The organism is uncultured Methylophaga sp. (assembly GCF_947259025.1).
Taxonomy (GTDB): Bacteria; Pseudomonadota; Gammaproteobacteria; order Nitrosococcales; family Methylophagaceae; genus Methylophaga.
In genome coordinates this window covers 346,862-359,403 of sequence record NZ_CAMYKO010000005.1, presented here as the reverse complement: position 1 = coordinate 359,403, position 12,542 = coordinate 346,862, and the positions used below count along the sequence as shown (strand labels likewise).

Genomic DNA, 12,542 nt, shown 5'->3' with positions numbered 1-12,542 from the left:
ATAGCAAGTCAGCCAAGCGCTGTGAGGCGGTCAGGCATCGTTGTATATCGACAGGCTGGTCAGATCCAGCCCCATCAGGATGGCATCTTCCCTGCCCTTTTCAGCCGGATAGTAACCACGCCGCACCGACATCTGGTTAAAGCCCAGTTGTTCGTAGAGGATCTGCGCCCGCTGGTTGGAACGCCGGACTTCGAGGATAATCAACTCGGCAGCCCGGCTTTTGGCATGATCGATGATATGTTCAAGAATACGCCGTCCGTACCCCTGCCGCTGCATATCAGGCCGTACGCAGATATTCAGCAGATGCGCCTCATCCATCACCAGTTGCACCACCGCGAAGCCGATAATGACATCAAAGGCGTCACAGTAAACCCAGGCATAATGACCGGCATCCAGGCTGTCAGCGAAGTTTTTAACACTCCAGGGAAAGCGGTTGGCTGCCTTTTCTATGGCGTGAACCTCATGCAAGTCTTCATCAAGCATTACCCGCGGCAACATCATGGCAGTGTCCGTTTACAACACCAATTTCAGTTTCTGCAAAGTCTGCCAGGCATTCGCTTTGCGCTGTGGTTGTTGCAGCATTTCGTCAAGACCAGGACAACGGTATTTTTGCGCCTGAATCTCTGATAATGGCACGTCACCCAGAATCAACAGCGGTTTGTTGCTATCTGACTGCGCTGAGAATTGCTGACTGTTAAGCGTCGCTACTTGGTCTGATGTCAGCCCGACTGCCTTGAGCATAGCGCCCAGCAGCAATTGTTTGCTGTCATCAAGGGCTTCATCAACGATAACTGACAGCATCGCATCCGCCGTGTTGATAACAGGCTCCGCTGACTCAAAAACTGACGCTGATGATACAGTTTTTTGCGCTACGGGTTGCGCTTGTTGACGGCGTTGCCAGACGCTGATCCCAATATCAGCAAGCACGCTATGTTGGCGGTTTGTTAGCATCATCAGACCTGCGGGTGAGCTCGCTCAGCCGGTTCAAGGATTTTGTTCAGTGCATTCAGATAGGCTTTAGCCGAAGCAATCACAATATCGGTATCGGCCCCCTGACCGCTGACAATACGTCCACCTTTTTCCAGCCGCACATTGACCTCGCCCTGCGCATCTGTGCCGGTGGTGATGTTACTGACCGAATAAAGCTGTAGCTCGGTGTGGCTTTGCACGATAGATTCTATCGCCTTGAATGCTGCATCGACCGGCCCGCTGCCACTGGTCTGTGTATGCCTTTCATGACCATCAACCGATAAGGTAATGGATGCCTCGGGTGTTTCCCCAGTCTCGCTGCAGACTTTCATTGATACCAGGCTAATCCTCTCATCAGTGGCCGCCACTACATCACTGACCAAAGCCTGAAGATCCTCATCGTAGATTTCGTGCTTCTTGTCGGCCAGTTCTTTGAAACGGGTAAAAGCAGCGTTGAGTTCAGCCTCAGAGTCAAGCTCAATACCCAGTTCCAGCAAGCGGCTGCGAAAAGCATTGCGACCGGAATGTTTACCTAACACCATACGGTTGGTATTCCAGCCGACATCTTCAGCGCGCATGATTTCGTAGGTTTCACGGTTTTTCAGCACGCCATCCTGGTGAATGCCGGATTCGTGCGCAAAGGCATTGGCACCAACAATCGCCTTATTAGGCTGAACCAGGAAACCGGTGACACCGGACACCAGACGCGATGCCGCAACGATGTGCTGGGTATCGATGTTGGTATCGCAGGGGAACATATCCTGACGGGTCCGCACCGCCATCACCACTTCTTCCAGCGCCGCATTACCGGCCCGTTCGCCCAGACCGTTAATCGTGCACTCCACCTGGCGGGCGCCATTCATCACTGCTGATAAAGAGTTGGCCACGGCCAGGCCCAGATCGTTGTGGCAATGCACCGAGAAAACGGCTTTATCCGCGTTAGGAATACGCTCACGTAAAGTGCCAATCAGGCTGCCGAACTGATTCGGCAGGTTATAACCGACGGTATCAGGAATATTGAGCGTGGTTGCCCCGGCGTCGATCACAGCTTCCAGGATCCGGCACAGAAAATCGGTATCACTGCGGCCTGCGTCTTCCGGTGAGAACTCGACATCATCGGTGTGCTGGCGTGCACGTTTCACGGCACGGACCGCATTTTCGATCACCTGATCCGGTTCCATCCGCAATTTCATTTTCATATGAATCGGCGAAGTGGCGATAAAGGTATGAATACGTGAAGCGTTGGCCGGTCTGAGGGCTTCACCGGCACGATCAATATCGGCATCCAGAGCTCGCGACAAGCTGCAGATCCGACTGTCTTTAACGGCCTTGGCCACGGCTTCGACGGCCTCAAAGTCACCCTTGCTGGCAATGGCAAAACCGGCTTCGATCACATCCACCCGCATGCGTTCCAGCGCCTTGGCAATGCGGACCTTTTCATCTTTGGTCATCGAGGCGCCGGGGCTTTGTTCGCCGTCACGCAGGGTGGTGTCAAAAATAATCAGTTGTTCAGTCATTTATCTGCTCCATCGCAGTGGCTATCGCTGCGCTGCTGCGATGTTGGGTGGGATCGATACAATATTAGAAGCAAAAAGCCTGGCTGCCAAGCCATTACTTGTTGTGGGCGCGCTCGCTGCGGCGCTGGCGCAGTTTAAACAGGGTAAAGACCGGTCCTGAAACAGCATAGGTAAGAAACGCCAAAAACAAGACTAAAGGTGGGTCGTTTGCCACCAAGGCAAAAATCAGCACCAAGGCCAGCATCTTGATAAACGGCACCCGGTTTCTGAAATCCAGATCCTTGAAGCTGTAATAACGCATGGAACTGACCATTAAAATGGCGCAGAAGAAGGTAATCGGCACAGCGACATTGGTCAGAATCACCGGATCCAGCCCGCGATCAGTGCCCAGCCAGACCCAGCCTGCCACTGTTGCAGCGGCGGCCGGACTCGGCAATCCCTGGAAGTAACGCTTGTCAGCAGTGCCAATCTGGGTATTAAAACGGGCCAGGCGCAGGGCGCCACAAGCGGCATAAATAAAGGCAATCATCCAGCCGAACTTGCCCATATCGAGCAGCGTCCACAGGAAAATCACCAAAGCCGGTGCCAGCCCGAAAGCCACCATATCGGCGAGGCTGTCATATTCGGCGCCGAATGCACTCTGGGTGTTGGTCATACGGGCGATGCGACCATCCAGGCCGTCCATGATCATGGCTACGAACACGGCAATGGCCGCTGACTCAAAGTCACCGCGAATAGCCGCGACAATGGCATAAAAACCGGCAAACAAACCGGCGGTGGTAAACAGGTTAGGCAAAAGGTAAATACCACGACGTTGCTGTTTATCACTGCTGACCATCAATACACTCCCTGAAAATCAATGCTGTCATTATGACATTCCCCTGACGCAAACAAAACGGGGACGGTCGCTTGCACGACCGTCCCCGTTTGTGACGCTGAAAAAGGTCGATTAGTTTTTAGACTTATCGACGATTTTCTGAATCCACGGCATCATCGCACGCAGTTTTTCACCGGTTTGTTCAATCGGGTGTTCTGCATTGAGACGACGCATCGCAGTCATTTCAGGGTAGTTGGCCTGACCTTCCTGGATGAATTGCTTGGCGTATTTACCTTCCTGAATGTTCTGCAGCGCTTCACGCATCGCCCAGCGGCTCTCGTCGTTGATAACGCGGGGGCCGGTGACGTATTCACCGTACTCGGCGTTATTCGAGATCGAGTAGTTCATGTTCGCAATACCGCCCTCGTACATCAGATCCACGATCAGTTTCAGTTCGTGAAGACATTCGAAGTAAGCCATTTCCGGCGCATAACCGGCTTCGGTCAGGGTTTCAAAACCGGCTTTAACCAGTTCAACCGCACCACCGCACAGCACTGCCTGCTCACCGAACAGGTCGGTTTCGGTTTCGTCACGGAAGGTAGTTTCGATAATACCGGTACGACCACCGCCGATGGCAGAGGCATAAGACAGTGCAATATCTTTGGCTTTGCCTGACGCGTCCTGCTCAATCGCGATCAGGTCAGGAATACCGCCGCCTTTAACGAACTCACTGCGAACAGTGTGGCCCGGTGCTTTCGGTGCAATCATGACCACATCGATGTCGCTACGCGGTACGATCTGGTTGTAAACAATGGCAAAACCGTGCGCAAAGGCCAGAACCGCACCCTGCTTCAGGTTAGGTTCGATTTGTGATTTGTACAGATCAGACTGGAATTCGTCCGGAGTCAGCACCATGACCATATCAGCGCCTTTGACGGCTTCAGCCGCATCATCAGACACTTTCAGGCCAGCGCCTTCGGCTTTAGCGATAGAAGACGAACCGGCACGCAGCGCCACAGTCACATCAACGCCAGACTCTTTCAGGTTGCAGGCGTGAGCATGGCCTTGCGAGCCGTAGCCGATGATGGTGACTTTCATGCCCTGGATGATGGACAGGTCACAGTCTTTATCGTAATAAATGTTCAAACTCATGATTGAATTCCTTAGATTTTTTTCTAAAAGCGATTGAAAATCGAATTACAGGTGCAGGCTTTTTTCACCGCGGGCAATGCCGGAAACACCGCTGCGTACGGTTTCGATGATTTTGTGCTCGGCCAGCGCGTCGATAAACGAATCCAGCTTGGCACAGGCCCCTGTCAGTTCGATGGTATAGGTTGAAGATGTCACGTCGATGATATGCCCCCGGAAAATATCGGCGAGGCGTTTCACATCCTCACGTTGTGCCATGGTTGATGCCTTAACCTTAATCAGCATCATTTCACGTTCAATGTGAGCGCCTTCAGTCAGATCCAGCAGTTTGACCACATCAACCAGCTTGTTGAGCTGCTTGGTGATCTGCTCGATGATGCGCTCGGTACCCGAAGTGACAATGGTCATCCGCGACAAGGTCGGATCTTCGGTGGGTGCCACGGTCAGCGATTCGATGTTATAGCCCCGGGCTGAGAACAAACCGGCCACACGCGACAACGCCCCTGCTTCGTTTTCGATCAGGATGGAAATAATGTGACGCATGTTAAGACAGCTCCCTCTCTGGATCTTGGGGTGGTTCGCAATAAGGCGACATATGCATGTCGTTATGTGCCTTGCCCTGGGCGATCATCGGATACACGTTTTCAGTCTGGTCGGTGACGATATCAAAGAATACCAGCCGGTCTTTCATCGCAAAGCCGCGTTCCAGCTCTTTACGCAGATCTTCCGGTTTCTCGATACGGATACCGACATGGCCATAACTTTCGGTCAGCTTGACGAAGTCCGGCAAAGATTCCATATAAGAATGAGAATAGCGGTTCTCATAGAAGAACTCCTGCCACTGACGCACCATGCCCAGGTAACGGTTGTTCAGTGCCACAATCTTGACCGGCAGACCATATTGCAGACAGGTCGATAGCTCCTGAATACACATCTGGATACTGCCTTCACCCGTCACACAGATAACAGTGTCATCCGGGTATGCAAACTGCACGCCCATCGCTGCTGGCAGGCCAAAGCCCATAGTGCCCAGACCGCCGGAGTTAATCCAGCGATTCGGTTCATCAAAACCATAGTATTGCGCAGCCCACATCTGATGCTGGCCGACGTCTGAGGTCAGGTAAGCTTTACCGTCAGTGATCTCATGCAGCATCTCGATAACCATCTGCGGCTTAATCTTGTCGCTTTGACGGTCATAAGACATGCATTTCTTGGCACGCCAGCTATTAATAATGTCCCACCAGGCGTCGATAGCTTTCTGGTTGGGCTTTTTATCCGTCTCTTCAAGCAGTGTGTTCATTTCCTGCAGCACGTCAGGGACGTTACCCACAATCGGCACATCCACTTCGATTGTTTTAGAGATCGATGAGGGATCGATATCAATGTGAACGATCTTGGCGTGCGGACAGAACTCGGCGATCTTGCCGGTCACCCGGTCATCAAAACGGGCACCGATGGCAATTAGGACATCACAGTCGTGCATCGCCATATTGGCTTCATAGGTGCCGTGCATGCCCAGCATGCCCATAAACTGCTTATCACTGGCCGGGTATGCACCCAGGCCCATCAGTGTACTGGTAATGGGGTAACCCAGCTTGCGTACGAATTTGCGCAGTTCTTCCGATCCTTTGCCCAATACGACGCCACCACCGGTGTAAATCATCGGCTTTTTGGCAGACAGCAGCAGATCCACAGCCCGTTTGATCTGGCCGGTATGGCCTTTCAGCGTCGGCTGATAGGAGCGCATTTCTACCGTTTCAGGGTAGTGATACGGAATCTTGATGTTGGGATCGGTAATATCCTTGGGCACATCGACTACAACCGGACCGGGACGACCGGTGGTCGCCACATAAAAAGCCTTTTTAAAGGTTTCCGCCAGGTCGTTGATGTCCTTGACCAGGAAGTTGTGCTTGACGCAGGGACGGGTAATACCGACGGAGTCGACTTCCTGGAAAGCATCACTACCGATATTAGCTGTGGCCACCTGACCGGTGATCACCACCATCGGAATGGAATCCATATAAGCTGTCGCGATACCCGTTACCGCATTGGTCGCGCCGGGACCGGAGGTAACCAGGACGACGCCGGGCTTGTTCGTTGCCCGCGCATAACCGTCCGCCGCGTGAGTGGCAGCTTGTTCATGGCGGACCAGGATGTGTTTGACTTTTTCCTGGTTGTAAAGCGCATCATAAATGTGCAGTACGGCGCCGCCAGGATACCCGAACAGGTATTCAACACCTTCGTCTTTGAGACATTGAACCAATATCTCGCCACCGCTTAATTCCACGTGTTCCCCTCTTAGTCTCGTCACGAGAAGCTTAAAAACATCAAACGTGTAAAGTTACTTGTAATGCGTGATAAGGTCAAGAACAAGCGCTGATGCCTGTCGAGCGCTGATCATAAGTTTTTCTGCTTAAGCTATTTGCTGTGGCATAATTCGCGGCTATGACACAGACAAATCCAAGCCAAATTAAATTAACCCGCCCCGATGACTGGCATCTCCACTTGCGCGATGACAACGCCCTGCAGCGTACGGTGCCCGATACTGCCAGGGTATTTTCCCGCGCTATCGTGATGCCCAACCTGCGTCCGCCTGTGACCACCGTTGAGATGGCTGGCAGTTATCGCAATCGCATCCTGTCAGTGCTGCCCGAAGGCGCAGCTTTTGAGCCGTTAATGACCCTCTATCTCACTGACAACACCAGCGCCGATGAGATTCACCGCGCCTGCGACAGTGAGTTTGTTCATGCTGTCAAACTTTACCCCGCCGGTGCAACCACCAATTCCGATGCCGGAGTGACGGACCTCAAACATTGCTACCCTGCGCTGGAAGTCATGCAGCAACGCGGCCTGCCGCTGCTGGTTCACGGTGAAGTCACCAGCCCAGAGATTGATGTATTTGACCGTGAGAAAGTCTTTATCGATCGCGTTCTGTCGCCGCTGCTTGAAGATTTTCCGCAACTCAAACTGGTGTTTGAACATATCACCACCGCCGACGCGGCGCAGTACGTTGCTGCTGCCGATTCGCATATTGCAGCGACGATTACCCCGCACCACCTGTTGCTTAACCGCAATGATCTGCTGGTAGGCGGTATTCACCCGCATCATTACTGTTTACCGGTACTCAAACGTAACACTCACCAGGCCGCGTTGATCGACGCGGCGACCAGTGGCAGTCCCAAGTTTTTCCTGGGCACTGACAGTGCGCCGCATCCACGAGCCGGTAAAGAAACAAGCTGTGGCTGCGCCGGTATCTACAGCGCGCACGCGGCGCTTGAATTTTATGCTGAAGCTTTTGAAGCAGCCGGTGCGCTGGATAAGCTGGAAGGCTTCGCCAGCTTACATGGCCCCGACTTTTACGGCCTGCCCAGAAACAAAGACACCATCACACTGAACAAACAGAACTGGTCTGTGCCAGCCTCTCTCTCATACGATGACAGTGAACTGGTACCGTTACGCGCTGGCGGTGAGATGCGCTGGCAAGTAGCAAGTGGAGACTAGGCAGACTTAACGCCTGTTTTGCTGTTTGCGCTCATACATCAGCGCATCGCCTTCAGCAATGAGATCGGTAAGCTGCTTATGCTTTGTCATGTCCATCGGCACCATACCGTAAGAAAAACTAATGGCGTAGCCCAGTTGCTGCGCCTGATTGGCCTTGTCGACCAGTTGCGAAAATCGCTTCAGTACTTTTTCCACCGCAGGCTGATCCGCATTGGCCAGCAACAGGACAAACTCATCACCGCCCATTCTGGCAACCAGATCCGTCTCACGGCAGACCTCTTCCAGTAGTGCCGCAAACAGTTTTAATGCCTTATCCCCCTCGGCATGACCAAAACGATCGTTAATCGGTTTGAATTCATTCAGGTCAATAAAGACCAGCGTCAGCGGCAACTGCTGGCGCCGACATAGACTCATCGCCTGGGCCGCAGCACTGAGAAAACCGCGGCGGTTGTAGATGCCCGTCAGTTCATCCACGGTAGCCAGCTCTAATGCCTGCAATTCTGCTTCGGCAATTTTGGCGATATCCTCAAGAATGAGTTGATCGCGCTCAGTGAATTGACGCGGCTGATGATCTATCAGGCAGAGCGTGCCCAGCTTGCTGCCATCGAGATAGCTGATTGGATAGCCGGCATAGAAACGAACATGGGGTGGACCGGTGACCAGAGGGTTGTCAGCGAACCGCGAATCGGCTTTGGCATCCTCAATCACAAAAGCACTATCACCAAGAATGGCGTGGCCACAGAAAGAGACACTTCTGCTGGTTTGCTCAGCATCCAGTCCCTGACAGGATTTAAACCACTGCCGGTTTTCATCCACCAGGCTGACCAGCGCCACCGGCATATCGAAAACATGCTGTGCAAGGCGGGTAAGCCGGTCAAAACGCTCTTCAGGTGCTGTATCCAGTACTTTTAGAGAATGTAGTGTCCGCAGTCTCTGCTCTTCATTGTCGGGTAGTTGTGGCTTATCCATAACACTGTCACTTTTACTATCAGACACATAAACTGACATATATAGCCAGAATATTGAAATCGACTATGCCAATAAAAAAAACCGCCAGGTCGGCGGTTTTTAGTAGCTAATCAGCGATTAGAGTGGGACACCAATACGTCTGGCGACCTCTTCGTATGCCTCGATCACGCCGCCAAGCCCCTGCCGGAAACGATCCTTATCCAGTTTCTTGCGGGTTTGCGCATCCCACAGACGACAACCATCCGGGCTGAACTCATCACCCAGATAAACTTCGCCGTTGAACAGGCCAAACTCCAGTTTGTAATCGACGAGAACCATACCGGCATCAGCAAATAGCTGTTTCAGCAGCGTGTTCACCTTAAATGTCAGATCTTTCATTTTGCTGACATCACCCGCTTTGGCCCAGCCAAAAGTCTCAATATGAAACTCGTTGACCATGGGGTCATGCAAGGCATCGTTTTTGAGGAAAAATTCGAACACCGGTGGGTTAAGTTCCATGCCGTCTTCCACCCCCAGGCGGCGGACCAGGCTACCGGTGGCGACATTGCGAACCACACACTCAACCGGAATCATGGCCATATTTTTGACGACAGACTCCGTGTCGTTGATCAGGCTTTCAAAATGGGTCGGTACGCCATTATCTGCGAGGTATTGCATAATAAAGGCATTGAACTTGTTGTTGATTTCGCCTTTACGGCTGAGCTGCTCGACTTTTTCACCATCAAATGCCGAGGTGTCATCGCGGAAGCTGAGCACCACAAAATCATCGTTATCAGTGGCAAAGACGCTTTTGGCCTTGCCTGAATACAGTTCCTGTTTCTTTTCCATTGCTGTTCTCTATTAATGGTTTTTCAGTTCCAGCCAGTCAAAGCCGGCTTCCTGATCGGCGACGCCAATCCAATCATGTTTACAGCCCAGTGCTTCTGCCAGCAGCGGCACCGCAATCGACGGGCAATTGTTCTTCTCCGAGATATGCATGGCCATGATGTGCTGTAATTTTTGGGTATTAATTTTCGCAAGTAACGAGGCAGATTGCACGTTATTTAAATGGCCCAGCTTGCCCCCCACGCGGCGCTTGAGATGCGGCGGGTATTCGCCCTGTTCGAGCATGGTCACATCATGATTGGCTTCCAGCATCAGCGCGTCGCAACCACTCAGAGTGTCTTCGATCAGTGGTGTGATCGAGCCAACATCAGTCAGCAGCCCCAAACGCTGTGCACCATTGCCGAATACGAATTGACTGGGCTCACGGGCATCATGTGGCACCGGGAAAGGCTCGACCTCAATATCATCAACGGCAAAGCGCTCATGACAGTTGAACGGCCTGATCAGGGGACTGATATCAGCCGATAAACAGCCTGCAGTGCCCGGCGTGGCATAGACCGGTAGCTCATACTTGCGGGCCATCACCCGCACGCCGGCCATATGGTCGGCATGTTCATGGGTCACCAGAATGGCAGACAGCGACCGGGGATCGACACCCAGTCGCTGCATGCGTTTATCTGCCTCACGTGCGGAGAAACCACAGTCGATCATCAACGTGGTCTGACCGCTTGTTACCAGGGTTGCGTTGCCTCGACTTCCACTACCCAGCGAAGCAAAACGCATTATGGGGCAAGCTGCTCCTGAATCAGGTTAAGCAGACGCTTGGCCGTGTCGCTTGAGGTCCGTACCTGTTCGGCATCCAGCACCATGACACGAGTGTCAGCAGCTTCTGATATCAGCTTGATGTAGTAATACTCTTCCGGTTTTTCCTCAACTTCATCGCGCCAGAAGGCCAGACTGCTGAAAAAGCCTTCTTCTTCCTGTTCAATTTCATTGAAAGGATCGATGTAGCGTACGAAGTAATGGCCCATGCTGCGGTCACGATCTTCGACAGCGAAACCTTTGCTGTCGAGCACCCGGCCAACACGACGCCAGGCGGTCTGGAAGTCCTGTTCAACGATCAGGCTTTGCTGACCATTTTCGTCATCCATCAGCAATACACGGGCTGTTTCTTCGGGGGGTGGCGCCGGCTGGGCAATGCGCTTTTCTGCGACATCTTCCTGATACAGACCACCGAGATAATCGGCCAGCTGACGCAGGGTGGCTTCATTTTTCTGTGTGTTGCTCTGCGTTGAATCCACAGCGCCCAGGAACACTTCTGATTGTTTGGATGTTTCACCGCGTTCCATGCGTACCCGATAGGCATAGCCGTCGCTGTCAGGCGCGGTATCCATCAGACCGATACGGTCATCAATACGGGCAATGGCCAGACCCTGCTGGTCCCAGAACTCCTGAATACGTTGCCAGGTCACATCACGCTCGCCCGGCACCACCAGGTGACGCGCATCACCCTCACCTGCCAGGGAAGGTTTTTTATCCGGGGTAATATTGTATTTCGCAGCCAGCGGATTGTTGGCCTCTTCTTCAAACTCAGAATAGGTGGCGGTGCTGTCCTGGTTACCGGCCACGTCATCGTTGATTCGGTTGGTAGTCAAATCCGGTGGCACATCCAGTGGCGGCATGGCTTGAGCCCGACGATATTCCTGGGTGTTATCCGGCACCACTTCGTCCAGCGTGTCAAAAGCGCCGCAACCACTCAATACAGCCGCAATGCTAGCGACCAGCGTTGTTTGTCTGAAAAGTTTTGCGTTCATTTAATACTGTTCACTCACTTGAATTCGAATTAAGAACACCCGCCGTAATGAGGGCCTCACGCACCGACTGATGATATTTTTCTGACAATACCGTCATAGGCAAACGAATGCCTTTGGGAATCATTGCCATTTCTGTCAACGCCCATTTAACAGGAATCGGGTTGGTTTCAACAAATAAAAATTGATGCAAAGCGACCAGTTCCTGGTTGATTTCGCGGGCTTTAGCTTCATCACCATTGATCGCTGCCACGCACATATCGTGCATCAGCCGCGGTGCGACGTTGGCTGTAACCGAGATGACACCACAGCCGCCGGCCAGAATGAAATCGACGGTGTTAACGTCTTCGCCCGTATAGATCTCAAAGTCATCATTCGACAACTGGCGGATCTGCTGGACCCGTGACACATCACCGGACGCTTCTTTAATGCCGATGATATTAGGAATTTGTGACAGGCGGCCTACGGTTTCGGGCAACAAGTCACACGCTGTGCGGCCTGGCACGTTGTATAGGATTTGCGGCAGGTCCACTGCTTCGGCGATCGCCTTGAAGTGCAGATACATGCCTTCCTGGGTAGGCTTATTATAGTATGGTGCCACTAGCAAAGCGGCATCAGCGCCCAGTGCCTTGGCCTTTTCGGTCAGTTCAATCGCTTCAGAAGTCGAGTTGGCACCGGTTCCTGCGATAACTGGCACCCGTCCGTCGACCATGTCGATAACAGCTTTGATCACATCAGTGTGTTCCGACACGCTCAATGTCGCAGACTCACCGGTGGTGCCCACAGCGACGATGGCATCTGTGCCCTCGCTGATATGAAACTCAATCAGCTTGCGCAGGCTGTCATAGTCCAATGCACCGTCTTCATGCATGGGGGTGACAAGCGCTACCATACTGCCGCTATACATAATGCTGGGGACTCCGAAAAAATAACAGGCATGGTACTTCGCCAGCCTGTTGATGACAAGCTTCAACTGAATTGTGT

General features: G+C 52.6%; 13 protein-coding genes. 1 reads left to right on the top strand and 12 read right to left on the bottom strand.

What is annotated here, in order from left to right; all coding sequences use genetic code 11:
• Positions 1 to 30 precede the first annotated feature (30 nt).
• The 7 genes from rimI to Q0X64_RS07660 all read right to left on the bottom strand — a co-directional run bounded on the left by rimI (position 31) and on the right by Q0X64_RS07660 (position 6,739).
• Positions 31 to 501: a ribosomal protein S18-alanine N-acetyltransferase gene (rimI, locus tag Q0X64_RS07690; RefSeq protein WP_297810869.1), complete on the bottom strand. Its 471-nt coding sequence runs from the start codon at positions 499 to 501 to the stop codon at positions 31 to 33.
• A gap of 12 nt (positions 502 to 513) precedes the next feature.
• The gene (locus Q0X64_RS07685; protein WP_297812159.1) at positions 514 to 951 is read right to left on the bottom strand and encodes a DNA polymerase III subunit psi; all 438 of its coding nucleotides are present in this window, start codon (positions 949 to 951) and stop codon (positions 514 to 516) included.
• Positions 952 to 953: 2 nt separating this feature from the next.
• Positions 954 to 2,486, bottom strand: a complete 1,533-nt coding sequence (locus tag Q0X64_RS07680) for a 2-isopropylmalate synthase (RefSeq protein ID WP_297810867.1) — start codon at positions 2,484 to 2,486, stop codon at positions 954 to 956.
• A 94-nt stretch (positions 2,487 to 2,580) separates the two neighbouring features.
• The gene (gene pssA / locus Q0X64_RS07675; protein ID WP_297810865.1) at positions 2,581 to 3,324 is read right to left on the bottom strand and encodes a CDP-diacylglycerol--serine O-phosphatidyltransferase; all 744 of its coding nucleotides are present in this window, start codon (positions 3,322 to 3,324) and stop codon (positions 2,581 to 2,583) included.
• A gap of 111 nt (positions 3,325 to 3,435) precedes the next feature.
• Positions 3,436 to 4,449, bottom strand: a complete 1,014-nt coding sequence (ilvC, locus tag Q0X64_RS07670; protein WP_297812156.1) for a ketol-acid reductoisomerase — start codon at positions 4,447 to 4,449, stop codon at positions 3,436 to 3,438.
• A 51-nt stretch (positions 4,450 to 4,500) separates the two neighbouring features.
• A complete protein-coding gene (gene ilvN / locus Q0X64_RS07665) occupies positions 4,501 to 4,995 on the bottom strand; it encodes an acetolactate synthase small subunit (RefSeq protein ID WP_297810862.1) in 495 nt (164 codons plus the stop codon).
• A gap of 1 nt (position 4,996) precedes the next feature.
• Positions 4,997 to 6,739: an acetolactate synthase 3 large subunit gene (locus Q0X64_RS07660; protein ID WP_297810859.1), complete on the bottom strand. Its 1,743-nt coding sequence runs from the start codon at positions 6,737 to 6,739 to the stop codon at positions 4,997 to 4,999.
• Between the two features lie 158 nt (positions 6,740 to 6,897).
• On the opposite strand from Q0X64_RS07660, the gene pyrC reads away from it, so the two are divergent.
• Positions 6,898 to 7,953: a dihydroorotase gene (gene pyrC / locus Q0X64_RS07655; protein WP_297810856.1), complete on the top strand. Its 1,056-nt coding sequence runs from the start codon at positions 6,898 to 6,900 to the stop codon at positions 7,951 to 7,953.
• A 6-nt stretch (positions 7,954 to 7,959) separates the two neighbouring features.
• Here the strand turns inward: pyrC and Q0X64_RS07650 are convergent, their stop codons facing one another.
• The 5 genes from Q0X64_RS07650 to dapA form a co-directional block, all read right to left on the bottom strand.
• Entirely contained in the window at positions 7,960 to 8,922 is a 963-nt protein-coding gene (locus Q0X64_RS07650) for a diguanylate cyclase (RefSeq protein WP_297810853.1), read from the bottom strand.
• Positions 8,923 to 9,039: 117 nt separating this feature from the next.
• Positions 9,040 to 9,750 (bottom strand): phosphoribosylaminoimidazolesuccinocarboxamide synthase, encoded by a 711-nt coding sequence (purC, locus tag Q0X64_RS07645; RefSeq protein ID WP_297810850.1) that lies wholly within the window; start codon positions 9,748 to 9,750, stop codon positions 9,040 to 9,042.
• 12 nt (positions 9,751 to 9,762) lie between these two features.
• On the bottom strand, positions 9,763 to 10,530 hold the full coding sequence (locus Q0X64_RS07640; protein WP_297810846.1) for an MBL fold metallo-hydrolase: 768 nt from the start codon (positions 10,528 to 10,530) through the stop codon (positions 9,763 to 9,765).
• Positions 10,530 to 11,561 (bottom strand): outer membrane protein assembly factor BamC, encoded by a 1,032-nt coding sequence (gene bamC, locus Q0X64_RS07635; protein WP_297810844.1) that lies wholly within the window; start codon positions 11,559 to 11,561, stop codon positions 10,530 to 10,532. The genes Q0X64_RS07640 and bamC overlap by 1 nt, the downstream gene beginning before the upstream one ends.
• A 10-nt stretch (positions 11,562 to 11,571) precedes the next feature.
• Positions 11,572 to 12,465, bottom strand: coding sequence for a 4-hydroxy-tetrahydrodipicolinate synthase (gene dapA, locus Q0X64_RS07630; protein ID WP_297810841.1), 894 nt, complete (start codon positions 12,463 to 12,465; stop codon positions 11,572 to 11,574).
• Between the last annotated feature and the right edge of the window lie 77 nt (positions 12,466 to 12,542).